The organism is Micromonospora sp. NPDC049060 (assembly GCF_040649055.1).
Taxonomy (GTDB): Bacteria; Actinomycetota; Actinomycetes; order Mycobacteriales; family Micromonosporaceae; genus Micromonospora; species Micromonospora reichwaldensis.
Window position 1 is genome coordinate 1 of record NZ_JBEZEV010000045.1, and the last position, 23562, is coordinate 23562.

General features: G+C 74.8%; 22 protein-coding genes. 8 read left to right on the plus strand and 14 right to left on the minus strand.

Going from position 1 to position 23562, the window contains the following annotated elements; genetic code table 11:
• Positions 1–82: 82 nt before the first annotated feature.
• From AB0B83_RS17610 to AB0B83_RS17630, 5 genes are all read right to left on the minus strand, one after another.
• On the minus strand, positions 83–370 hold the full coding sequence (locus AB0B83_RS17610) for an Lrp/AsnC ligand binding domain-containing protein (protein ID WP_088999172.1): 288 nt from the start codon (positions 368–370) through the stop codon (positions 83–85).
• A 36-nt stretch (positions 371–406) separates the two neighbouring features.
• Positions 407–1285 carry a sugar phosphate nucleotidyltransferase gene (locus tag AB0B83_RS17615; protein ID WP_357579082.1) on the minus strand — a complete coding sequence of 293 codons (879 nt, stop codon included), beginning with the start codon at positions 1283–1285 and terminating at the stop codon, positions 407–409.
• The gene (locus AB0B83_RS17620) at positions 1282–1824 is read right to left on the minus strand and encodes an NUDIX domain-containing protein (RefSeq protein ID WP_357579083.1); all 543 of its coding nucleotides are present in this window, start codon (positions 1822–1824) and stop codon (positions 1282–1284) included. The genes AB0B83_RS17615 and AB0B83_RS17620 overlap by 4 nt, the downstream gene beginning before the upstream one ends.
• 53 nt (positions 1825–1877) lie before the next feature.
• The gene (locus AB0B83_RS17625; protein WP_357579105.1) at positions 1878–3665 is read right to left on the minus strand and encodes an HD domain-containing protein; all 1788 of its coding nucleotides are present in this window, start codon (positions 3663–3665) and stop codon (positions 1878–1880) included.
• A 129-nt stretch (positions 3666–3794) separates the two neighbouring features.
• On the minus strand, positions 3795–5549 hold the full coding sequence (locus AB0B83_RS17630) for a DEDD exonuclease domain-containing protein (protein ID WP_357579084.1): 1755 nt from the start codon (positions 5547–5549) through the stop codon (positions 3795–3797).
• A 127-nt stretch (positions 5550–5676) separates the two neighbouring features.
• Here AB0B83_RS17630 and AB0B83_RS17635 point away from each other — a divergent pair, with 127 nt between their 5' ends.
• Both AB0B83_RS17635 and AB0B83_RS17640 read left to right on the plus strand, forming a co-directional pair.
• The gene (locus tag AB0B83_RS17635) at positions 5677–7191 is read left to right on the plus strand and encodes an NYN domain-containing protein (protein ID WP_357579085.1); all 1515 of its coding nucleotides are present in this window, start codon (positions 5677–5679) and stop codon (positions 7189–7191) included.
• 144 nt (positions 7192–7335) lie between these two features.
• Positions 7336–7548 carry a hypothetical protein gene (locus AB0B83_RS17640; protein WP_151454486.1) on the plus strand — a complete coding sequence of 71 codons (213 nt, stop codon included), beginning with the start codon at positions 7336–7338 and terminating at the stop codon, positions 7546–7548.
• A gap of 75 nt (positions 7549–7623) precedes the next feature.
• On the opposite strand, the gene AB0B83_RS17645 is transcribed toward AB0B83_RS17640, so the two are convergent.
• The 4 genes from AB0B83_RS17645 to AB0B83_RS17660 form a co-directional block, all read right to left on the minus strand.
• Positions 7624–8415 (minus strand): ABC transporter permease, encoded by a 792-nt coding sequence (locus tag AB0B83_RS17645; RefSeq protein WP_357579086.1) that lies wholly within the window; start codon positions 8413–8415, stop codon positions 7624–7626.
• Positions 8412–9368, minus strand: coding sequence for an ATP-binding cassette domain-containing protein (locus AB0B83_RS17650; RefSeq protein ID WP_357579087.1), 957 nt, complete (start codon positions 9366–9368; stop codon positions 8412–8414). Before AB0B83_RS17650 ends, AB0B83_RS17645 begins: the two co-directional genes overlap by 4 nt.
• A 56-nt stretch (positions 9369–9424) precedes the next feature.
• A complete protein-coding gene (locus AB0B83_RS17655) occupies positions 9425–10270 on the minus strand; it encodes a DUF4097 family beta strand repeat-containing protein (protein ID WP_151454483.1) in 846 nt (281 codons plus the stop codon).
• Between the two features lie 77 nt (positions 10271–10347).
• Complete coding sequence (locus tag AB0B83_RS17660; protein ID WP_357579088.1) at positions 10348–10863, minus strand: hypothetical protein; 516 nt, start codon at positions 10861–10863, stop codon at positions 10348–10350.
• A gap of 236 nt (positions 10864–11099) precedes the next feature.
• Here AB0B83_RS17660 and AB0B83_RS17665 point away from each other — a divergent pair, with 236 nt between their 5' ends.
• Positions 11100–12359 (plus strand): M48 family metallopeptidase, encoded by a 1260-nt coding sequence (locus AB0B83_RS17665; protein WP_357579089.1) that lies wholly within the window; start codon positions 11100–11102, stop codon positions 12357–12359.
• On the plus strand, positions 12356–13480 hold the full coding sequence (locus AB0B83_RS17670) for a glycosyltransferase family 4 protein (protein WP_132236171.1): 1125 nt from the start codon (positions 12356–12358) through the stop codon (positions 13478–13480). Before AB0B83_RS17665 ends, AB0B83_RS17670 begins: the two co-directional genes overlap by 4 nt.
• Positions 13481–13493: 13 nt before the next feature.
• Here the strand turns inward: AB0B83_RS17670 and AB0B83_RS17675 are convergent, their stop codons facing one another.
• From AB0B83_RS17675 to AB0B83_RS17695, 5 genes are all read right to left on the minus strand, one after another.
• Positions 13494–15149, minus strand: a complete 1656-nt coding sequence (locus tag AB0B83_RS17675; RefSeq protein WP_357579106.1) for a bifunctional diguanylate cyclase/phosphodiesterase — start codon at positions 15147–15149, stop codon at positions 13494–13496.
• A gap of 115 nt (positions 15150–15264) precedes the next feature.
• Positions 15265–16074, minus strand: coding sequence for an SAM-dependent methyltransferase (locus AB0B83_RS17680; protein WP_311411559.1), 810 nt, complete (start codon positions 16072–16074; stop codon positions 15265–15267).
• A 193-nt stretch (positions 16075–16267) separates the two neighbouring features.
• The gene (locus AB0B83_RS17685; RefSeq protein WP_007072219.1) at positions 16268–16936 is read right to left on the minus strand and encodes a response regulator transcription factor; all 669 of its coding nucleotides are present in this window, start codon (positions 16934–16936) and stop codon (positions 16268–16270) included.
• A 7-nt stretch (positions 16937–16943) separates the two neighbouring features.
• A complete protein-coding gene (locus tag AB0B83_RS17690) occupies positions 16944–18638 on the minus strand; it encodes a GAF domain-containing sensor histidine kinase (RefSeq protein ID WP_357579090.1) in 1695 nt (564 codons plus the stop codon).
• Positions 18639–18652: 14 nt separating this feature from the next.
• Entirely contained in the window at positions 18653–20455 is a 1803-nt protein-coding gene (locus tag AB0B83_RS17695) for an AMP-dependent synthetase/ligase (protein WP_357579091.1), read from the minus strand.
• Between the two features lie 195 nt (positions 20456–20650).
• On the opposite strand from AB0B83_RS17695, the gene AB0B83_RS17700 reads away from it, so the two are divergent.
• The 4 genes from AB0B83_RS17700 to AB0B83_RS17715 all read left to right on the plus strand — a co-directional run bounded on the left by AB0B83_RS17700 (position 20651) and on the right by AB0B83_RS17715 (position 23524).
• Positions 20651–21106 carry an SRPBCC family protein gene (locus AB0B83_RS17700; protein ID WP_357579092.1) on the plus strand — a complete coding sequence of 152 codons (456 nt, stop codon included), beginning with the start codon at positions 20651–20653 and terminating at the stop codon, positions 21104–21106.
• 31 nt (positions 21107–21137) lie between these two features.
• Positions 21138–21782: a hypothetical protein gene (locus AB0B83_RS17705; protein WP_357579093.1), complete on the plus strand. Its 645-nt coding sequence runs from the start codon at positions 21138–21140 to the stop codon at positions 21780–21782.
• A gap of 76 nt (positions 21783–21858) precedes the next feature.
• Complete coding sequence (locus AB0B83_RS17710) at positions 21859–22806, plus strand: ROK family glucokinase (protein ID WP_357579094.1); 948 nt, start codon at positions 21859–21861, stop codon at positions 22804–22806.
• A gap of 10 nt (positions 22807–22816) precedes the next feature.
• Positions 22817–23524, plus strand: a complete 708-nt coding sequence (locus tag AB0B83_RS17715; protein ID WP_357579095.1) for an endonuclease/exonuclease/phosphatase family protein — start codon at positions 22817–22819, stop codon at positions 23522–23524.
• Positions 23525–23562: the final 38 nt, after the last annotated feature.

Here is a 23562-nt window from a genome sequence, read left to right on the forward strand (position 1 = left end):
GGCCGCCCGCCGGGCTTCAGGTTAAGGAAGGCACCGTCCTATCGCGTACGCGATAGGACGGTGCCTTCCTTACACCCGCGTGTCAGTCGGCGTTCGCGAGGCCGATCGCGAAGGCCTCCTCCAGATCGTGCTGGGAGTACGCCCGGAAGGCGATGTGCGACTCGGTGTTGAGCACCCCGGGCACCTTGGAGATGCTGCCGGCGATCACCTGGGCGATCTGCTCGAACTCCCGGACCCGGACCATCGCGATCAGGTCGACGTGGCCCGCCACCGAGTAGACCTCGCTGACGCCGGGCAGGTTGGCCAGGTTCTCGGCCACCTCGGGGATCGAGTCGGTGGCGCAGTCGATCAGCACGATCGCGGTGATCACGGGACATTTCTCCGTTCGTCGGCGTCGTCGCCCATGCTAGAGGCTTCCCCGGCCCGGGGACGGCGGTGTGCCGGGGACGGTGAGGGCGGTTCCGGCGCGTACCGCGTCGCGCAGGTGCTCGCCGGGCCCGACGGTGGCGCCGGGCCAGACGACCGCCCGCTCCACGTCGCCGTGCACGACGGCGCCCGCGCCGACCACCGCCGAGCGGCAGCGGCCCGTCACCGTGGCCGTCGGGTCCACCAGGTTGCCGCCGCCGGCCGCGTGCAGGTTGGCCGCCAGGTAGTCGGCCGGGGTGCCGGTGTCGTAGAAGGTGCCGGGGTACGGCACGACGGTCAGCGCGCCGGCCGCCTCCGCCGGACGCCAGAGCGCCCGGACGAGGTCGCCGAACCCGACCGGCAGCTCCCGCACCAGCCGCCACGGCAGCAGCGAGAAGCCGGTGAAGACGTGGCCGTCGAAGGTGCCCGGTGCCGCCGGGTCAGGGGCGGGCTGGCCGAGCAGGCGTACGGAGTCGCCGTCCCAGTCGTGCAGCAGCGCGGCGATGTCGGGGCCCGGGGGACGGGCCGGGTCGGCGAGGTAGGCGTCGGCGTTGCCGACCAGCACCCCGCGCCCGGCGATCCAGTCCCGCAGGTTCGCCACGCCGCCGGCGGTGCCGAGCGGGTCGCCCGGCTCGACCGAGAGGTGGGCGCGGTCCCCGACGTGCTCGACGACCTGGTCGCCGAGGTAGCAGGCGTTGACGGCGACCCGGCCGGGCCCGACCAGGCCGAGCCCGGCCAGCCGGTGCAGCGCCCGGTCGAGCAGCGGCACGTTGCCGACCGGGCAGAGCGCCTTGGGCAGCCGCTCGGTCAGCGGCCGCAGCCGGGTGCCCTCGCCGGCGGCGAGCACCACCGCGCAGACCTCCGCCGGGGCTGCGGTCACGGCTTCCTGTCGGGCACCGGTGGCGGGAACTGCCCGGCCAGCGGCCCGATGTCGTAGTACGCGAGCAGCCGGGCCGTCGGCCAGGTCAGCTTGGGCAGGTCGTCCAGCGGGTGCCAGGCGGCCTCGTAGACCTCGGCCCCGTCGACCTTCAACTCGGTGCTCGACGCCGGCACCTCGGCGGTGAACACGACGTCCACCCAGCCCTTGGCGTGCACCACGGCGTTCGGCACGGCGGGGCTCAACTGCCGGGGCGACAGCCGGATGCCGGACTCCTCGTGCAGCTCCCGGGCGGCGCCCACCACCGGCGCCTCGCCCTTCTGCAACAGGCCGGCCGGCAGGCCCCAGCCCCTGCCGGGCGGCTGACGCAGCAGCAGCAGCCGGCCCGCGCCCGCCGCCTCGCTGTCCCGGACCAGGGTGACCGCGCCGACGATGTACTTCGGCACGGCCAGCCGGACCAGGCGGCGGCGTACCGGCAGTGGCAGCCGGTAGAAGACCTGGTAGGCGACGGCTCGACCGGTGGCGCGCGAGCGGGGGATCATGCGTCCAGGCTAGTGGCCGCGAGGAGCGTTCGGACCACCCGGGCCCGGGGCGGTCACTGCCGGTGGTCCACCAGGTCGATGAGCTGGCGTACGACCGTGTCCGGTTCGATCACCCGGTCGAAGACCGCGACCAGCAGCGTCTCCAGGTCGGGGTAGCCCAACTCCTCCGACAGCCGCAGCAGCGGCAGGTCGCTGGCGAGGCCCCGGTCGTGCTTGCGCAGGGCCAGCCCGATGGTGGCCCGGCCGAGGCGGACCTTGTCGGTGATGGAGATGCCGGGCTCGGTGTGCTCGGCGAACCACCTGCTGATCTGCATCTGCGCCTGCGGTGACTTGACGAAGCCGAGCCACTCCCGGCGGGGGCCACGCGGGGCGACGTCGGCGTCGAAACCGTTGGCCGCGTCGGTCTCGGTGAAGATCTCCACCACGTCGCCCTCGTCCAACTCGGAGGAGAGCGGGGCCAGCCGGCCGTTGATCCGCGCCGCGAGGCAGTGGTCGCCCCGCTCGGTGGCCAACTCGTACGCGAGGTCCACCGGGGTCGCCCCGGCGGGCAGCACGACCTGTCGCCCGTCGGCGAAGACCTGGATCTGCGCCTCGGCGAGGTCGCAGCGCAGCGATTCGAGGAACTGGGCCGGGTCGGCCGCGTCCTGCTCCCAGTCGAGCACCCGGCGCAGCCAGTCGAGCTGCTCCGCCCGGGCCGTGCCGCCGCCGGAACGCGGGAAACGGAAGTCGGCGGCGACCCCGTACTCCGCCGAGCGGTGCATCTCCACGGTGCGGATCAGCACCTCGACGGTGCGGTTCCTGGGCCCGCAGACGGTGGTGTGCAGCGAGCGGTAGAGGTTGTTCTTGGGGGAGGCGATGAAGTCCTTGAACCGGCCGGGGACCGGTCGCCACACGCCGTGGACCGCGCCGAGCGCCGCGTAGCAGTCGGTCGCCGGGCCGTCCACCACGATCACGATGCGGGGCAGGTCGAAGGGGGCGCTGTGGCCACCGGCCACGGTGTCCTTCCAGATCGAGTAGAGGTGCCGGGAGCGGGGGGTCACCGCCGCGTCCACCCGGCTGCGGCGCAGGGCCGACTTCGCGCTGGTGACCACCTCGTCGAGGTACGCGTCCCAGCCGGGCCGGTCGTGCACGTGCCGGGCGATCCGGGCGTGCTCGTCGGGCTCCAGGTGCAGCAGCACCACGTCGTCGAGCTCGCGCTTGAGCGTCTGGATGCCGAGCCGGTCGCAGAGCGGGACCAGCACCTCCTGCGTCTTGCGGGCGATCCGCTCCCGGGACGCCGCGGACCGGACGCCCAGGGTGCGCATGTTGTGCAGCCGGTCGGCCAACTTGATGATCAGGACCCGGACGTCCTTGCCGGCCGCGATGATCATCTTGCGGATCGTCTCGGCCTCGGCGGCCTTGCCGTAGAAGGCCTTGTCGAACTTGGTCACCCCGTCGACCAGGTGCGCCACCTCCGGCCCGAAGTCCTCGGCGAGCGCCTGGAGGGTGTAGCGGGTGTCCTCCACGGTGTCGTGCAGCAGCGCGGCGACCAGGGTGATGGCGTCCATGCCGATCTCGGCGCAGATCTGCGCCACCGCCAGCGGGTGCGTGATGTAGGGCTCGCCGCTCTTGCGGAACTGCCCGCGGTGCATGTTCTCCGCGATCGTGTAGGCCCGGCGCAGCACGGAGGGCTCGGTGCCGGGATGGATCGTCCGGTGGGTCCGGACGAGTTGGCTGACCGGATCGGTGTCGGCGGTGGGCCAGCTCAGCAGCGAGCGCAGCCGGCGGGCCAGCGGCAGCTCGCCCGCCTGGGTCGGAAGGGCGCCCCCCAGGGCGGCGCCGTGTCCGGCGTCGACGTCCACGTGGGACACCTCCTCACCCCGGCTCCACGGCCGCCGAAACCCGGCAACCGGGAGCAGGCCCACGAAACGGGCAGGACTGCACTTCTCTAACAGCCTAAGGGAGTGGAGGTAGTCCGATCGGTCACTTGGTCATGGGCGTTCGGTCGAGCTTTGGTGGGAAGCGGCGTTCTCGGCCTTGCGCAGCAGGTCGCGGAAGCGGGCCGCACCGGCCACGGGGGACGCCCAGCCGGACGACATCTCCACCAGCCTGGTCTCCGGTCGCTCCAACCAGGACAGGATGCGTTCGGTCTCCTCGGCCGAGGCGCGCGGGACCGGGCCGTGGCCGGGCGGGACGGTCTCGGCGGTCGCCCGGATCGCGGCGATCGTCGGTCGGGGGTGGACGCCGGCGGGTGAGACCCCCGCCCCGGCCAGCCGGCCGTGCCGCACCAGCGCCAGCTCCCAGCCGCCGCGGGCCGCCGGACGCGCGGCGGCCAGCTCGGCGATCCCGGTCAGCGCCGTCAGCCGTTGCATCCGCACGGTCGCCCGCAGCACCGCCGCCAGCCGGGACCGGGCCACCGCCGCCTCCTCGTAGCGCTGGGCGTCCGAGAGCGTGTCGATCCGGGCGAGCAGGGCGTCGACCACCCGCTGCGGGTCGCTGGCGGTGGCGGTGCGGAACGGCGCGACCGCGCGGGCGTCGTACTCCTCGGGGGAGATCCGGTGCTCGCAGGGCGCCGGACAGCGACCCAGCTCGGCCAGCGCGCAGGCCGGCGTGACCGTGCGCAGCGAGAGCCGGTGGGTGCACTGGCGCAGCGGCACGGCGTCGTGGAAGCCGGCGGCGGCCAGCTCCGCCGCCCGACGGGAGCTGAACGGCCCGAGGTAGGCGGCGTCGCCGGGGGAGATGGCCCGGACCACCGACAGCCGGGGGTACGGCCCGTCGGTCAGCTTCAGCCAGAGCACCCGCTCCGGGAACTTCGACCGCCGGTTGTACGGCGGGGCGTGCGCCCCGATCAGCCGCAGCTCGCGGACCTCCGCCTCCAGCGAGTGGGCGCACTCCACCGCCTCCACCCGCTCCGCGGCGGCGAGCATCTCGGAGATCCGGGCCCGCTTCTCCGCCGCCGTGAAGTAGCTGCGCACCCGGGTGGCGATGTCGCCGGAGGTGCCGACGTAGAGCGGCCGGTCGTCGGCGGCCCGGAAGATGTAGACCCCCGGCGCCTTGGGCAGGCCCTCGGCCAGGTGCCGCTTGCGCCGCTGGGTGGGGGTGACCGCCCGGGCGAACTCGATGGCGTCGCCGACGGTGTCGACCCGGTGCCCGCCCAGCCGGGCGATCAGCCCGTGCAGCACGTCGACGGTGGCCTTGGCGTCGTCGAGCGCCCGGTGGGTCGGCTGGGTGGCGGTGCGGAAGTAGGCCGCGAGGGTGCCGAGCTTGCGGTTGGGCACCTCGTCGCGGGTGAGCACCCGGCGGGCCAGCGCGGCGGTGTCGAGCACCCGCGGGTTGGGCCAGCGGTAGCCGTGCTTCGCGCACGCGGCCTTGAGGAAGCCCACGTCGTAGGGGGCGTTGTGGGCGACCAGCACGGCGTCGGTGATGAACTCCAGGAAGCTCGGCAGCACCTGCTCGATCGGCGGGGCCGGCACCAGCATGGCCTGGGTGATGCCGGTGAGCACGGTGATGAACGGGGGGATGGGCACGCCGGGGTTGACCAGGGTGGCCAGCACGCCCAGCTCCTCGCCGCCGCGCACCTTGACCGCGCCGATCTCGGTGATCCCGCCGCCGTCCGGCGCGCCGCCGGTGGTCTCCAGGTCGACCACCACGAACGTCGTCGCGTACAGCGGCAGCGCCGGGTCGACCCCGCCCGCGCCGGGGTCGAAACCGGCCAGCGGCTCCTGGACGTACTCGGTCTGTGCCATCGGCGGCACGCTAACGGTCCGGTCCGACACTCCCGTCCCAACGGCATCAGACGTCACCACCGGTCTAGGATGAGAGATCGGCTCACTCACCGGGCGGTGGGCCCGGTCGCGGTGGGAGACTTGCCACATGCCCCTCACCGAGCCGCACGACGACCACCTCCGGCAGGAGGATCCGGTCGACGCTGCGCGCGACCCCGGTGAGGGCGCCCCCGCCGGGACCACCCCGGCCTCCGAGGCGTCTGCTTCGGCGCCCGAGTCCGAGGCGCCCGAGTCCGAGGCTTCCGAGGCTGAGGCGCCCGAGTCCGAGGCTGCCGAGCTTGAGGCGGCGGTGCCCGAGCCGGAGCCCGTGCTGCCGGAGCCGGTCCGCCAGCGCATCGTGGCGCTCACCGCGACGGTGCTGCCCGGGCTGCCCGCCGACGAGGTGCCGGTCCCGCTGCGCCGGGTCGCCAAGTTCGCCCCCAACCGCCGGGCCCGGCTCGGCGCCCCGGCCATCGCCGCCCAGCTCACCGCGGACCCGCTGTTCCGCCAACGGATCACCGCCCGGGTCCTCGCCGACACCGGCGACCTGGGCGCCGCCGTGCTGGAGGGCACCGCGCCGGCCGCCGCCGACCCGGTCGAGGTGGCCGCGCTGGCCTACCTGGCCCGCCCCCGGGGCTGGCGGGAGCTGATCGAGGCCAGCGGCGCGGCGGTCCGCGCCGAGGCCGACAGCGCGGTGGTCGCCGAGCTGGTCCGCGAGGCCGAGCAGCGGGCCACCCGCGCCGAGCACGACCGGGCGGTGGCCCGGGTCGAGGCGGAGAAGCTCCGCGACGAGCTGGCCCGGGTCCGCGAGGAGCTCGGCCAGCTGCGCGAGGAGAGCCGGCAGCTGACCCGGTCGCTGCGCGAGACGCAGGCCCGCGAGCGCAAGGCCACCGAGCTGCTCGCCACCGAGCGGGGGCGGGCCGCCCGCGCGACGGCGGACGCCGACGCCGAGCTGCGCCGGGTGCGGGCCCGGCTGGCGGAGGCGGAGGCGGCGGCGGGGGTCGCCCGGGCCAGCGCCAAGGAGGCCCGCTCGGTCGACGACGCCCGGCTCTGGCTGCTGCTGGAGACCATCGGGCAGGCCGCCGTCGGGCTGCGCCGCGAGCTGGCGCTCGATCCGGTCGACAAGCTGCCCGCGGACTTCGTCGCCGACGCCTTCGCCGACCAGACCACCGCCCCGGCGGCCGGCGCCGCGACGCGCGCCCGGGACACCGACGACCCCGCCCGCCTCGACCAGCTCCTCGCCCTGCCCCGGGCGCACCTCGTCGTCGACGGCTACAACGTGACCAAGCGCGGCTTCGGCGAGATGTCCCTGGAACAGCAGCGCAAGCGGCTGATCACCGGCCTGGGCGGGATCGCCGCGCAGACCGGCGACGAGGTCACGGTGGTCTTCGACGGCGCCGAACGGATGCACGGGCTGCCGCCGGCGCCGCGCGGCGTACGGGTGCTCTTCTCCCGCAAGGGGGAGACCGCCGACGAGCTGATCCGGCGCCTGGTCCGCGCCGAGCCGCCGGGACGGCCGGTGGTCGTGGTCTCCTCCGACCGGGAGGTCGCCGACGGCGTACGCCGGCACGGGGCGTACCCGCTGGGCGCCGACTCACTGCTGCGCCGCCTGGCCCGTTCCTGATCGGGGCGCTTGATCGCTTTCGGGCCGTCCGCGACCGGTTGTCCCTTTTCTGTCGTACCCCCTGCCTACCGTCGTGGTGACGGACGGTGCTCGGGCGGCGACGGTGACGCCGCGCCCGGTCACCGCAGCGCATCAGGAGGCGAGATGCTCATCGACTGCGCGGGGTGCGGTATCCGGGGGACCGGCTGCGGCGACTGCCTGGTGACGGCCCTGCTCGACGATTCGTCCCCGGCCGCCGGGCTGGACGGCGCGGAGGCCCGGGCGATCGAGGTGTTCGCCCGGGCCGGGTTCGAGGTGGAGGTCCTGCCCGCTCCCGGGCCGGCCGGGCGGCGCACCCGACGCCGCCGCGTCGCCTGACGGGCCACGGCCGGTGCCCCGACGAGGCCCGTCCCCCGGGCCGGTGGCTCGGGGAACGGACGTCGGTAGCGACGGTCAGCGGGACGGGTCCCGGTTGAACAGCTTCTTCGACCAGAGATAGCCGACCAGCGCGATGGCGGCGCACCAGGCCGTCGCGAGCGCGGCGTTCGTCCCCACCGGCCCGCCGGTCAACAGGCCGCGCAGGGTCTCGATGATGGGGGTGAAGGGCTGATATTCGGCGAACTGCCGCAGCCCGTCGGGCATCGAGTCGGTGGGCACGAACCCGCTGCCGATGAAGGGCAGGTAGGTCAGCGGCATGGGCAGGTTGCTCGCCGTCTCGACGCTCTTGGAGACCAGCCCCAGCGCGACCGAGAGCCAGACGAAGGCGAAGGCGGTCATGACCAGCACGCCGGCGGCCGCCAGCCAGGCCAGTGCGCCCGTGGTGGGCCGGAATCCGATCAGCAGGGCGACCCCGGTGACCATCGCCAGGCCGAGAATGCTCTGCGCCAGGCTGGCCAGCACGTGACCGGTCAGCACCGACGCCCGGGCGATCGCCATGGTCCGGAAGCGGGCGATGATGCCCTCGGTCATGTCCATCGCGACCGACACCGCCGTCCCGGTGGCCGCCAGGCCGGCGGTCATCAGCAGGATCCCCGGGGTCACGTAGTTGACGTAGTCGCCCCGGTCGCCCGTACCGCCGCCCAGCCCGGCGCCGAGGGTGCCGCCGAAGACGTAGACGAACAACAGCAGCAGCATGACGGGCATGCCGACGAGCAGCACCGTCATCGACGGGTAGCGCACCCAGCGGCGCAGGTTGCGGCGCAGCATCGTGCCGGAGTCGCGGACGGCGTACGTCACAGTGCTCATCGGGGGGTTCCCACCTTCTGGGGCTGACCGGTGAGGGCCAGGAAGACGTCGTCGAGATCGGGCGTGTGCACGGACAGCGACTCCACGGCGATCGACTCGCGGTCCAGCAGGTCGAGCAGGTCCCGCAGCGACCGGACACCGCCGTCGCCGGGCACGTGCAGGGTGAGTTCGGCGGCGTCGCGGGACTGCCCGGGCAGCACCCGGACGGCCGTGTCGAACGCGGCCCGGTCGGCGAAACGCAGGCTGACGTGCCCGCCGGGGACGAGCCGCTTGAGTTCCGCCGGGCTGCCCTCGGCCACCAGGCGACCGTGGTCGAGCACGGCGATCCGGTCGGCGACCTGGTCCGCCTCCTCCAGGTACTGGGTGGTGAGGAGGATGGTGACGCCGTCCGCCACCAGGTCCCGGACGATCTGCCACACGGCCTGCCGGCTGCGCGGGTCGAGCCCCGTGGTGGGCTCGTCGAGGAAGACGACGCGGGGGCGGCCGACCAGACCCATGGCCAGGTCGAGTCGCCGGCGCATCCCGCCGGAGTAGCTGCCGGCGGGCTTGCCGGCCGCCTCGACCAGGTCGAACATCCTGAGCAGGCCCCGCGCGCGCTCCCGTCCCTCGGCCCGGGGCAGGTGGTGCAGGTCGGCCATGAGCCGCAGGTTCTCCTCGCCGGTGAGCAGTCCGTCGACGGCGGAGAACTGGCCGGTCACGCCGATCGCGGCGCGTACGGCGTCGGGCTCCCGCGCGACGTCGTGACCGGCCACCCGCGCCTCGCCGGAGTCGGCGCCGATCAGGGTGGACAGGATCTGCACGGTGGTGGTCTTGCCGGCGCCGTTGGGGCCGAGCAGGGCGAAGATCGTCCCTGCGGCGACGGTGAGGTCGATCCCGTCGAGCACCACGTGATCGCCGAAGGACTTCCGGAGGCTGGTGACCGTGATGGCCGCCGGGGCCGAGCTGGGTGGCATGTCTTCTCCTTCACGCCGGCCGTCGGGCCGGTCGGGCGGGCGGGCGGAGCGGTGGTTCAGCAGCGGCGGATCACGATGTCGCCGAAGGAGGTCCGGGCGGTCACCCGCACGGCACCCTCGGGCTCGCCGGGCGGTTCGTACGCCTCGAGGTGGTTGTCCACGCGGCCGAGCTGGGTGTGCAGGTCGAGCAGGGCGGCGGTGCCGGAACGGACGCCGATGTCGAGCCCGCCGGTGGCGGTGCGGACCGACACCGTGCCCGCCGAGACCTCGCCGATGCGGATGTCGCCGTTGGCGGCCGTGGCGGTGACCGGACCGTGCGCCCGGTCCACGGTGGTCTCGCCGTTGGCGGCCTTCACCCGTACCTCGCCGGTGACCGTGCCGAGCCAGCTGTCGCCGTTGGAGTTCTTGACCACGGCGTCGCCGTCGACCTGCTGCACCTGGATCCGTCCTGATCCGGTGCTGATCCGGGCCGCACCGGCCACCTGCCCGACGCGGACGCCGCCGGCGGAGGTGTCGAGGTCGACGTCGGCGGTCTGCTCCAGCTGGATGTCGCCGGTCGCGATCCGGACCCGGCAGCTGCCGAGCCGGCCGCTGCCGCGGAACGCCGCCACGGAGGCGTCGCCGTGCAGGTGCGAGCCGGTGGGCAACCCGATCGTCACGTCGACGGAGCCGGGCTTGCCGAACAGCCCGAACCCGCGCTGCCGGGGCGACCTGACGACGAGCCGGCCGTCGGCGTACTCCACCCGGGTCTGTTCGGCGGCCCGTACGTCGGCTTCGGTGGCGGCGTTGCTCGGGCGGACCTCGACGTGGGTGTCGGTGCGGTCGGTGGCGGTGAGCTGGACGTCACCGACGACGAGGTCGACGGTGGCCGAGATGGGGGTCGGGGTGTCGAATGTGGGCACGGCGCAGTCCCTTCTGGCGGGTGGGTGTCCCGGAGCGGGACGGATGGTCGGAGGCGTGCGGCGGACCGGCGGGCGGCTCAGCGGGCCCAGCCGGTGTAGCGCTCCCCGCTGAACGGGGCGCGTCGCTGCGGCTGCCGGCCCGCCCCGCTGGACGCCACGGCGGCCGTGGCCGCCCGGACCAGCCAGGCGTTGACCGAGAGGCCGTCGCGGGCGGCCGCCTCCTCGATGCGGCTCTTGAGGTGTTCGGAGAGGCGGAAGCTGATCCGCGAGGTGGCGCCCTCCTCGGCGTCCGCCGCCGGCGGGACGGCCGGCTCGGGAGCCCCGGCCTCGCCCGGCAACTCCGGGCCGGCCGGTGGTGGCGTCACGACGAAGCTCGGCTCCCGCCCACGCAGGCGCAGTTCGACCGACCCGGGGGCCAGGTCGCGGGTGATCTCGGCCGCCGCCGCGGTCAGCGCGTCCAGGAGCGCCAGCCGGAGCGCCGAGTCGAGCGTCCCCGCCAGTCGCTCGGCGAGTGCGCGGGCCTCGTCGCCGCCGAGTTCGGCGACGCCGGCCAGTTCCTGCCGGAGGTTGTCGACATACGACGTCAGGTCCATGACGTCACTATGGCATCAAGGTGACGTCATGGCAAGCCGTAATGACTTCGGATGGCGTCATGATGGCAACTGGTGACGCCAGTGGGGGTGGATCGGCCGCCGGGGCCGCGGGTGCCGGGCCGCGCGGGCGGTGGCGCGGCGGGCAATAGGATGGGCGGTCACGGCGGAGGGAGCGGCGGCATGACGCGGGTACGGATGCGCACTGCTCGCGACGACGCGGCGCCAGGACGGCTGCGGTGACCCCGCGCGGCTGGGCGCTGCTCACCCTCGCCGGGCTGACCCTCGCCCTCCTCGTCGCGGCGGCGCTGCTGATCCCGTGGCACCGGCCGCCGGCTCCCCGGGCCGACCAGCTCGCCGCGCTGGGCGACCTCCCCGCCGAGCAGGTGGCCCGCAGCCGGGAGTTCCGCTCCGCGCTGCGCCCCGCCGGCTGGGCCGCCATCGCGATCGGCCTGCTGGTGGCCCTGCTGCTCGGCCTGACCCCGCTGGGCAGTCGGCTCGTCGAGCTGGCCGGGCGCCCGTTCGGCGACCACTGGGCCGCCCAGGCAGTCCTCGGCGGGCTCGCCGTGGTGCTCGTCGCCGACCTGGTGACCCTCCCGTTCGCCGCCTGGCGGCAGGGCGTGCTCACCCGCTACGGACTGAGCACCAACGGCTGGGGTGGCTGGACCGTCGACCTGCTCAAGTCGTACGCGGTCAGCGCCGTCATCGGAGCGGTGGCGCTGCTCGGCTTCTACACCGTCGTCCGGCTGTCGCCGCGCTGGTGGTGGGCGTTCGGTGCGGCCGGCGCGGCGACCCTGGTGGTGCTGCTCTCCTTCGTGCTGCCGGTGCTCGTGGAGCCGGTCTTCAACAGGTTCACCCCGATGGAACAGGGCCCGCTGCGCACCCAGCTGACGCAGCTGGCGGCCCGGGACGGTGTCCCGGTGCGCGACGTGCTGGTCGCCGACGCCTCGCGCCGCACCCGGGCGGTCAACGCGTACGTCTCCGGGCTCGGGCCGACCCGGCGGGTGGTGGTCTACGACACGCTGCTGCGCGAGGCGACACCGGCCGAGGTGACCGCCGTGGTGGCCCACGAGCTGGGGCACGCGAAGGACCGGGACGTCGCGGTCGGCACGCTGACCGGGGCGCTGGGCGCCGCCGCCGCGGTGGTCGCGCTCTACCTGCTCGGCTCCGCCGGCCCGCTGCTGCGGCTGGCCGGCGTCGACTCGGTCGCCCAGCCGCGCGCGTTCCCCCTGCTGGTGGCCCTGGTGACGGTGGCCGGGCTGGTCTCCGCGCCGGCGCAGGCGCTGATGTCGCGCCGGGTGGAGGCGCGCGCCGACGCGCACGCGCTCGCGTTGACCGGCGACCCGGCCGCCTTCGAGGCGATGCAGCGGCGGCTCGCCGGCATCAACCTCGCCGACCCCGATCCGCCACGCTGGGAATACCTCTACTCCGCCACGCACCCGTCCACGGTCGAGCGGATGGCCGCCGCCCGCGCCCACGCCAGGGAGGCCGGCCGATGAGCCGTACGCTGCTGATCACCAACGACTTCCCGCCGCGCCCCGGCGGGATCCAGTCCTTCGTGCACAACCTCGCGGTGCGCCAGCCCGCCGGGTCGGTGGTCGTCTACGCCTCGACGTGGCGGGGCGCGGAGAAGTTCGACGCCGACCAGCCGTTCGAGGTGGTCCGGGACCGCACCCGGGTGCTGCTGCCCACGCCGCTCGTGGCCCGCCGGGCCGCCCGCCTGGCGCGCGCGTACGACTGCGACACGGTGTGGTTCGGCGCGGCGGCCCCCCTCGGGCTGCTCGCCGCGGGCCTGCGCCGCCGGACGGGCATCCGCCGGGCGGTGGCGCTGACCCACGGGCACGAGGTCGGCTGGGCCGCGCTGCCGGCCGCCCGGGCCGCGTTGCGGCGGATCGGGCGCGGCGTCGACGTGACGACCTACCTGGGCGAGTACACCCGGGTGCGGCTGGAACGGGCGCTGCACGGGGTGACCGAGCTGCACCGGCTCGCCCCCGGGGTGGACGTGGACGCCTACCACCCGTCGGTCGACGGCGAACCGGTCCGGCTCCGGCTCGGCCTGGCCGACCGCCCGGTGGTGGTCTGCGTGTCCCGGCTGGTGCCGCGCAAGGGGCAGGACATGCTGATCCGGGCGATGCCCGAGATCCGCCGCCGGGTGCCCGACGCCGCGCTGCTCGTGGTCGGCGGCGGGCCCTACCGGGCCACGCTGGAGAAGCTGGCCCGCCAGACGGGCGTCGACCGGGACGTGGTCTTCACCGGCTCGGTGCCGTCGGCCGAGCTGCCGGCCCACTACGCCGCCGGCGACGTCTACGCCATGCCGTGCCGCACCCGCAACCGGGGCCTGGACGTCGAGGGGCTCGGGATCGTCTACCTGGAGGCCTCCGCGACCGGCCTGCCGGTGGTCGCCGGCGACTCCGGTGGCGCGCCGGACGCGGTCCGCGAGGGCGAGACGGGTTTCGTGGTCCGTGGCCGCGACGTCGCACAGCTCGCCGACCGGGTGGCCACGCTGCTCGCCGACCGGGACCTGGCCCGCCAGTTCGGCGCGGCCGGTCGCGCGTGGGTGGAGCGGGAGTGGCGCTGGGAGGCGCAGGCGCAGCGGATGGCCGCCCTGCTCGCCGGCTGACGGCGCCGCGGTCTCAGCGCAGGCGGGCCAGGACGCGCTCGGCGGAGTCCGGGCGGCCGAAGTGCCAGCCCTGGCCGGCGTCGCAGTCGATCGCCCGCAGCCGCTCCGCCTGCCCGGCGGTCTCCACGCCCTCGGCGGTGACGGTCAGGTCCAGCGCGTGCGCCAGCGAGACGAGCGAGGCGAGGATCCGCTCGTCGGCCCGGGCCTCCGGCGCCCGCAGCCCGGCCACGAACTCCCCGGCCACCTTCAGCTCGGTCACCGGCAGGTCCCGCAGGTACGCCAGGTTGCAGTAGCCGGTGCCGAAGTCGTCGATGGCGATCCGGACGCCGAGGTCGGCGAGCACCCGCAGGGCCCGCACCGGCTCCTCGGCGGTGCTCATCATGGTGCTCTCGGTGATCTCCAACTGGAGCCGTTCCGGCGACAGCCCGGTGTGCCGCAGCAGCGCGCGTACCTCCTGGACCAGGCCGGCGCGGCGTACCTGCCGCACCGCCAGGTTGACGCTGACGAACGGGGCCGGCCCGGTGCCGACGGCCCAGCTCTCGGCCTGCCGGCACGCCTCGGCCAGCACCCACCCGCCGAGCGGGACGATCAGCCCGGTCTCCTCGGCCAGCCCGATGAAGCTGTCGGGCCGCAGGACGCCCAGCTCCGGGTGCCGCCAGCGCACCAGGGCCTCCATGCCGAGGACCCGGCCGTCGCGCAGCGAGGTCAGCGGCTGGAAGTCGAGGTAGAACTCGCCCCGCTCCAGCGCCGCGGGGATGGCCGCGGAGAGCGCGTAGCGGGCCAGGTCCTGGCGGTCCCGGTCGGCGTCGTAGAGCGCCCAGCGGGCGCCACCGGCGGCCTTCGCCCAGTGCAGCGTGCTGTCGGCCGCCCGCATCAGGTCACCGGGGGAGGTGCCGGCGACCTCCCGCTCGACGATGCCGATGCTCGCCGAGACGCTCAGCTCGTGCCCGTCCACCAGCACCGGCTCGCGTACCGCCGCGAGGGCGGTCTCGGCGACGGCGACGGCGTCGTCGGTGCCGGTGGTGCCCTCGACCAGGACGACGAACTCGTCCCCGCCGAGCCGGGCGACCAGGTGCCCGTCGAGGGCCAGGCGGAGCCGGTCCGCCACGGCCACCAGCAGCCCGTCGCCGACCTGGTGCCCGTGCGAGTCGTTGACCACCTTGAAGCGGTCGAGGTCGAGGAAGCAGACGCCGAGGCGCGCCGAGCCCCCGGCGGGCGAGTCGATGGCCGCGCTGAGGCGCTCCGTCAACAGCGTGCGGTTGGGCAGGTCGGTCAGCGGGTCGTGGGTGGCCTGGTGGCGGAAGCGCGCCTCGCTGCTGCGCAACGCCCGCTCGGCCTCCGCCCGGGCGGTCATCGCGGCCCGGCGGATCGTCTCCTGCTCGTCCAGCGTCCGGTCCCGCATGGCGCGGGCGTAACCGGTGGTCACGGCGGCCAGCAGCCGGGCCAGCCGGTCCTCGACCTCCTCCTCGACCAGGCCGAGGTCGCGGGCCAGTCGGAGCTGGACGACCTCGACCGTACGACCCAGCGCCTCGGCCGAGGCGATGTGGGCGGCGACCAGTTCGGTCCCCACCCGGTGGCCGACCCGCAGGTCGATCGGCTCGGCCAGCAGCGCCGCCGCGAGTTCCTCGGTGAGGCGTTGCAGCAGCGCCTCCAGCTCGGCCTGGGTCATCGGCAGGTAACTGGTGCCGGAGACGGCCTTGGCCCACGCCCGGGCGAAGGTCCCCGGGCGGGACGGGTGCCGCACGGTGGTGCCGGTCGGGGCGACGGTGGTCGCCCCGGGCGGCTCAGCCACCGAGTCGCCCGACGCCGCCGATGAAGGCCGCCCGCTCGGCGTCCTCGGCGCTGTCGGGGGAATCCGGGCGCCACTGCGGCACCCAGACCACGCCGGGATCGACCAGCTCGAAGCCGTCGAAGAGGGCGGTGAGTTCGCCGCGGCTGCGGATCCACAGCGGATTGTCGGTCCGCCGGTAGACCCGTTCGGCGTCGGCCCGCTCGTCGTCGCCGCGGCCGTCGGCGCTGGCCTGCGAGAGCACCAGGTAGCTGCCCGGCGCCAGCGCCTCGCGCAGCGTCCGCAGCAGCTCGGCCGGCCGGTCGTCGTCGGGCACGAAGTGCAGCACCGCCACGATCATCACGGCGATCGGCTGGTCGAAGTCGAGCAGCCGGCGGACGTCGGGGTGGGCGACGATGCGCTCGGGACGGCGCAGGTCCTCCTGCACCACCACGGCACGGTCGTTGCCCTCCAGGATCTCCCGGCTGTGGGCCACCGCCACCGGGTCCACGTCGACGTAGACCACCCGGGCGTCGGGGGCGTCGCGCTGGGCGATCTCGTGCACGTTGCCGACGGTCGGGATGCCCGAGCCGACGTCCAGGAACTGCCGGACGCCGGCGTCGAGGAGGAACTGCACCGCCCGGCGGAGGAACGCCCGGTTCGCCTGTGCCATCAGCGGTGCCTCCGGCACCGCCGCCACCATCGCCTGGGCCGCCGCCCGGTCGACCGCGAAGTTGTGCGAGCCGCCGAGGTAGTAGTCGTACATGCGGGCCACGCTGGGGCGTTCGATGTCGATCTCGTCGGGTGCCCAGTCCGGCCGCTGCATGCGTTCACCCCTCTTGTCGGCGTGCGGGAAACCGTTGCCCGCGCCGGTATTCTGCCGCCTTGTCGCCCGGGAGACCATAGCGCGCCGCGAACCCTTCGACGCCGCCGCGCGAAGCGACGACGACGGGTCCGCGCCGCCCGTGGGCGGTCGCGGACCCGTCGGTGGTACGTCGTCGGGCTCCGGCGGGAGCGGGTCAGAACTTCGGGGCGTCCGGCGCCTCGAGCAGACCGAGCCGCAGCGCGGTCATCAGCGCCTGGGCCCGGTTCGCCGCGCCCAGCTTCTCGTAGAGCTTCGAGATGTGGGTCTTGGCGGTGGACTCGCTGACGAAGAGCTGCTTGGCGATGCCCGCCACGCTCATCCCGTCGGCGAGCAGCCGCAGCACCTGCCCCTCGCGCGGGGAGAGCTGCGGCCCGGACGGGGCCAGCCGGCGCTTCATCGCCTCGGCCAGGTCGGCGGCGGTGAAGGCGCTGGGGGAGGAGGCGGCGTGCCGGGCGGCGGCGACCACCTCGTCCGCCGGCGCGGTCTTGGGTACGAAGGCGCTGGCCCCGGCCTCCAGGGCACCGAAGAGCTGGTCGTCGCCGGCGTACATGGTGAGCACGACGATGCCCATCGAGGCGCTCGACTTGCGCAGCGCCCGGGTGGCCTCCAGGCCGCTGCCGTCGGGCAGCCGCAGGTCCATGATCACCACGTCCGGCTGCAGCGCACCCGCCTGGCGCACCCCTTCCGCCGCCGTGGCGGCCTCCCCGACGACCTCGAACTGCCGGTCGCGCTCGAACGCGTGCCGCAGGCCCTTGCGGATCAGGTCGTGATCGTCGACAAGGAGGACCTTGGTGCGGGTGGCCGGTGTCGGACTTGTGGTCATCCTCGGGTTACTCCCCTTCTACTGCCGCTGCGCTACCGCGCACGTTATCGCGCCGGGGCGAGGAGCCGAGCACCACCGCCACGGTCGTGCCGCTCGGTTGCCGCGGCCTGATCTCCAACCGGCCCCGGATACGTTCCGCCCTCTCGGCCATGATCGCAAGACCGTAGTGTCCGTCGGACCGCTGGTCAGCGATCCCCTGACCGTCATCCGACACTTCGATTTGCGCGTACGGGGGGTCGACCTCGCAGGTGACCCAGAGATTCGACGCGCCCGCGTGCTTGCGCGCGTTGGTGACCGCCTCCTGGGCGATGCGCAGCAACTCGGCCTCGGTGGCGGCGGGCAGCCGCGCGGTGGACTCGTCCAGGGACAGGTGCACCCGCAACCCGCCGGAGGCGCCGACCGTGCGGGCGTACTCGGCGATGGCGGCGGCCAGGCCGCCGTGCCGGTCCACCTCGCTGCGCAGCTCGAAGAGGCTCAGCCGCAGCTCGGTGATCACCCGGGTCACCTCGCCGCGCAGCGTGCGCAGCGCCTCGGCGGTCTCCTTCGGGTCCTCGTCGACGTACGCCAGGGCGTTGTCGATGCCGTAGCCGACCATCACCAGTTCCTGCGCCACCCCGTCGTGGATCTCCCGGGCCAGCCGCTGCCGTTCCTCGTTGGTGGCCAGCGAGCGGACCTCGTCGAAGAGCAGCGCCGCCTCCAGCCGCAGCGCGGCCGGGCGGGTCAGCCCCGTCACCCGGGACACCACGCCGGGCGGGTACGCCTGCGCCGCGTCCGCCTCCAGCACCACCAGCCCGACCGTGCGTACGCCGGCCACCAGCGGCACGATCAGGGCGGACACGTCGCCGCCGCGGTGCGACCGGGCCTGCGAGCGGGCGGCGGTGTGCGGCTGCTGGCTGGCCCACGCGTCGGCGATGGCCGAGTCCGCGTCCAGCGTCGTCTCCCAGTCGACCCGCTCCACGCCCACCTGGGCGAGCACCACCAGCCGGCCGCCGCCGCTGGCCGACAGCACGGCCGCCCGGTCCGCCCGGGCCACGGTGCGCAGCTCCTCCAGCAGGTGCTCGGAGATGCCGCCCGGGTCCAGGGTGGCCCCGGGCAGCTGCCGGGCGACGGTACGCAGCTGGGTGAGCAGCCGGGTCGCCTCGGCGTACGGCTGCGGCTTGCCCTCGTTGCGGACCTGCATGACCCGGTGCAGGCCGCTGGCGGCGGCGAGGCCGAGCCCGGCCAGGATCAGCCACTGGGCGCAGATCACCAGGTAGCCGAGTTCGCCGATCTGCCGCTGGCCGTCGGTCTCGGTGAGGGCGCCCGCGACCAGCAGGGTGGCCGCCGCGACGGCCAGCAGGGCGACGCCCTCGCGGAACCGGCGGCGCAGCGCGGTGACGGTCACGGGGACCGCCAGGTAGGGCAGCACCGCCGAGGCGCCCAGCCCGCCGACGTCCCCGCCGACGGTGGCCACGGCGGCGACCTGGCTCGCGGCCAGCCCCAGCACCAGCACCTCGGCCACCCGGCTGAGCGGGCCGACGGGCCGGTGTTCGGGCGCCAGCAGGGCGGGCAGCCCGGCGACCGCCAGCAGCGCGATCCACCAGAGCTGGCCGGGGTCGTGCGTGGCGTACAGGGTCAGGACGGCGACGAGCGCCAGCATGACCACGCGCGCGGCGGCGGCGAGGGGATGCGGCTGGGGCCGGGGGGGCGTCGAGGCGGGCACGTGACGGATCGTAGTCAGGCCCGGTAGATGTCGGCGATCTCCGCCGCGTACGACTTGTGCACCACCTGGCGCTTGACCTTCAGCGACGGGGTCAGCTCGCCCGTCGCCTCGGTGAAGTCGCGCGGCAGGATCCGGAACACCTTGATCGCCTCGGCCTTGGAGACCGCCTGGTTCGCGGCGTCGACGGCACCCTGGATCTCGGCGCGCAGCCCGTCGTGGTCGCGCAGCTTCTCGACGGGGGTGTCCTCGGGCAGGCCGGCCGAGGCGAGCCAGCGCGGCAGCGCCTCCTCGTCGATCGTGACCAGCGCGGCGATGAACGGCGCCCGGTCGCCGACCACCACGCACTGGCTGATCAGGGGGTGGGCCCGGACCTGGTCCTCCAGCACGGCCGGGGCGACGTTCTTGCCGCCGGCCGTCACGATGATCTCCTTCTTCCGGCCGGTGATGCTCAGGAAGCCGTCGTCGTCGAGCTGGCCCAGGTCGCCGGTGCGGAACCAGCCGTCCGCGCTGAGCGCCTCGGCGGTGGCCGTCTCGTTGCGCCAGTAGCCCTTGAAGATCAGATCGCCGGCGATCAGGATCTCGCCGTCGTCGTCGATCCGGATGGTGACCCCCGGCAGCGGTCGGCCGACCGAGCCGATCCGGGTGGCGTCGGGCAGGTTCGCGGCGGCGGCGGGGGAGGTCTCGGTCAGGCCGTAGCCCTCGCACACGTTCACGCCGATGCCGCGGAAGAAGTGGCCGAGCCGCGCGCCGAGCGGGGCGCCGCCGGAGATGGCGTCGCGGCACCGGCCGCCGAGCGCCGCCCGCAGCTTGCGGTAGACCAGCTTGTCGAAGAGCGCGTGCTGCACGCGCAGCGCCAGGCCGGGGCCGCCGGGGGTCTCCAGCGCCTCGCTGTACGCGATGGCGACCTGCTCCGCGCGGGCGAAGATCCCGCCCTTGCCGTCGGCCTCGGCCTTCTGCTTGGCGCCGTTGTAGACCTTCTCGAACACCCGGGGCACCGAGAGCACGAAGGTGGGGCGGAACTCCTGCAACTCGCCGACCAGGTTCTTGGTGTCCGCGCAGTGCCGCATCGTGGCCCGCGCCTGCACCACGCCGATCTGGATGAGCCGGGCGAAGGCGTGCGCCAGCGGGAGGAAGAGCAGGGTCGAGGCGCCCGGCCGGAACAGGTTGGGCAGCACCGGCACGGCGTTGGCGATGTCGGCGTACATGTTCCGGTGGGTCAGCACGCAGCCCTTGGGGCGGCCGGTGGTGCCGCTGGTGTAGATGATGGTGGCGAGGTCGTCGGCGCGGACGGCGGCCCGCCGCCGGTCGATCTCCGTCGGGTCGACCGCCTCGCCGGCCCGGACCAGTTCGGCCACGGCGTCGAGGTCGATCTGCCAGACGTGACGCAGCTCGGGCAGCCGGTCCTGGACGCCGGCGACCAGGGTGGCGTGCGCGCTGCTCTCCACCACGCAGGCCACCGCGCCGGAGTCGGACAGGATCCAGGCGGTCTGGTCGGCGCTGGAGGTCTCGTAGATCGGCACGGTGACCGCGCCGGCCGCCCAGATCGCGTAGTCCAGCAGGGTCCACTCGTAGCGGGTGCGGCTCATCAGGCCGACGCGGTCGCCGGGCTGGACGCCGGCGGCGACCAGACCCCGGGCCGCCGCGACGACCTCGTCGCGGAACTGCCGGCAGGTGACGTCGACCCAGGCGCCTCCCGCGCCGGTGGGGCGGACGAACTGGACCGCGTCCGGGGCGACCTCGGCGTTGTCCCAGACCGGGTCGGTGAGGTTGGCCGCGTCGCCGACGGTGACGATCGGCGGGACGGAGAACTCGCGCACCTGCACTCCCTCGTGCTCACACTGACCGGGCGGGCCGCCACCACGGGTCGGCTCCGTCGAAACCTACCCGCCCCGGCGGCCGGGGCATAAAGGCAGGTCGCCCAGGCTGCCCGCGGGTCGCCCGCCGGACGCCTCGATCCGGCGTGCCGGGGGCGGCGCGGCGTGGGCGCCGCCGGTGCCGGGTAGCCTCCCTGCATGGCGGACACCTCCACCCAGTCGATCGTCGTCGGCGCGTCACCGGAGCGGGTGGCGGCGGTCATCTGCGACTTCCCGAGCTACCCGGAGTGGACCGAGGCGATGCGGCGGGTCGAGGTGATCGAGGAGTACGAGGACGGCTACGCCAGCCAGGTCCGGTTCACCATCGACGCCGGCGTGCTGGCCGACGAGTACGTGCTGGCCTACGAGTACGCCGAGGACCTCTCCCGGATCGAGTGGCACCTGGTGGCGCCCTCGAAGATGCAGAAGTTCCAGCGCGGCTCGTACGACCTGGACGGCAACCCGGACGGCAGCACGACGGTGACCTACACCCTGGCGGTCGAGCTCTCCGTCGGGATGCTCGGCATGTTCCGCCGCAAGGCCGAAAAAATGATCATGGATACCGCGTTGAAGCAGCTCAAGCGCCGGGTAGAAGCATCCGGTGCGGCGCAGTGACGCGTCCCGCGGCAGGGTAGGGGAGCCGACCATGGGTGCAACGGATCCGGGTTCGGCCCGGGAAGAGGCCGAACGTCTGGTCGCCACGGCGCTGGCCGCCGCCCGGCTGGCCGCGGCCGGCTCGAAGGGCGGCCAGTGGGGTCCGCTCGGTGGGATCGTGTCGAGTGTCCTCGGTCACAGCGGCAGCCCGGGTGCGTCGGCGGGACCGTCCGCGGGTGGTTTCGCCACCGGCGCGGCCGAATGCTGCGTCTGCCCGGTCTGCCGGGGCATCGCCGCCCTGCGCGATCCGAGTCCCGAGTTCGCCGAGCGCCTCGCCACCGGCGCGGGCGACCTGGCCGCCGGTGTGGCCAGCCTGCTGCGCGCGTTCACCCCGCCGGAGCCCTCCGCCGACGCCCCCGCAGGGCCGGCGGCCACCCCGGGTCCGGCAGGCGGGGACGACCAGGTGTGGCGCGAGGCCACCCGTAGCGGGCATGATTCTCAGCCGGCACCGGAACGGGACGTCTGGTCCGCCGCCACGCGGGCGGAGGACGAGGCCGCCCCGGCCGCCGTACCGCCCGTCGACGTCGCCGGGCAGGCCGCCCCGGGGACCGTCCGGACGTCCACCGACGGGCCCGTGGTCCCCACGTCCCGGGCACCGGGGGACGAGGGCGGGCCACCTCCGGGCGACGGGGCCTGACCAACGCACATCCCGACCACGCGCCGGTCGTCCGCCGGCGCCGGTGCGGGCAGCACAGCAGAGGGGAGTGGCGGCGGTGACGCTGACCATCGGAGTCGACGTCGGTGGCACGAAGGTGGCCGGTGGTGTCGTGGACGCCACCGGCACGGTCCTCGTGCAGGCCCGACGGGACACCCCCGCCGACGACGTCGCCAAGACCCGCGACGTCATCATCGAACTGGTCCGCGAGCTGGCCTCCGGGCACGCGATCGAGGCGGTCGGCATCGGCGCGGCCGGCTGGATCGACGCCAGCCGCTCGACCGTGCTGTTCGCCCCGAACCTGGCGTGGCGGGACGAGCCGCTGCGCGACTACGTCAGCGCCGCCACCGGCCTGCCGGTGATCGTGGAGAACGACGGCAACGTGGCGGCCTGGGCGGAGTTCCGCTACGGCGCGGCCCGCGAGGCCGACGACTCGATGGTCATGTTCACCATCGGCACCGGCGTCGGCGGCGGCATCGTGCTCAGCGGGGAACTGCTGCGGGGCGCCAACGGCATCGCCGCCGAGCTGGGCCACATGCTGACGGTGCCGGACGGCCACCAGTGCGGCTGCGGCCGGCTCGGCTGCATCGAGCAGTACGCCAGCGGCAGCGCCCTGGTGCGGTTCGCCCGGGCCGCCGCCCGGCAGGAGCCGCACCGCGCCACCGGCCTGCTGGAACTGGCCGGCGGCGAGGCCGAGGCGGTCACCGGGCCCATGGTCACCGCCGCCGCGCAGGCCGGCGACCCGGTCTCCACCGAGGCGTTCGCGCAGGTCGGCCGGTGGCTCGGCACCAGCCTCGCCGACATGGCGCAGATCCTCGACCCGCAGGTGCTCGTCGTCGGCGGCGGGGTGATCGAGGCCGGGGACCTGCTGCTCGGCCCGACCCGCAGGTCGTTCGCCGACGCGCTCGCCCAGCGCAGCCGCCTCCCCGTCGCCGAGATCCGCCCGGCCGAGCTGGGCAACACCGCAGGCGTCATCGGCGCCGCCGACCTGGCCCGCCGGATCTGAGGCGGTGACCGTGACGCAGAGTCCGGGCGTGCCGCTGCGCGTCGTGTCGTACAACATCCACAGCCAGCGCGACGACACGGCCGCGCTGGCGGCGGTCGTCCGCGACGCCAGGCCGGACGTGGTGATCGTGCAGGAGGGGCCGCGCCGGTTCCGGTGGCGGCAGAAGTCGGCGGCGCTGGCGGAGTCCTTCGGCCTGGTGGTGGCCGCCGGCGGGCTGCCCGCGCTCGGCAACCTGCTGCTGACCAGCCTGCGGGTGCGGGTGGTGGCCGAGCGCTGCCAGCGCTTCCCGCTCACCCCCGGCCGGCACCTGCGCGGCGCCGCGTACGCCGAGTGCGTGGTCGCCGGCGCGGCCCGGTTCACCCTGGCCGGGTCGCACCTGTCCACCGACCCGGCCGAGCGGCCCGCACAGGCCGCGCTGTTCAAGCGCGAGCTGGACGCGGCCACCAGCCCGGTGGTCGCCGCGGCCGACCTGAACGAGGGGCCGGACGGGCCGGCCTGGGCCACCGTGGCGAGCGGGCTGGCCGACGCCGCCGTGGCGATGGACCGGGCCGACCGGGTCACCTACTCCTGCGCGGACCCCCGGCGGCGCATCGACGCCCTCTTCGTCGATCCGCGGATCACGGTGGTCGACTACGACGTGGTGGACACCCCGCAGACCCGCCGCGCCAGCGACCACTTCCCGGTCCTGGTCGACCTGCTGCTGCCGGCCGCCGACTGACCGTCCGTCGCGGCCGGGGCTGGACAACCCGCTCCGTT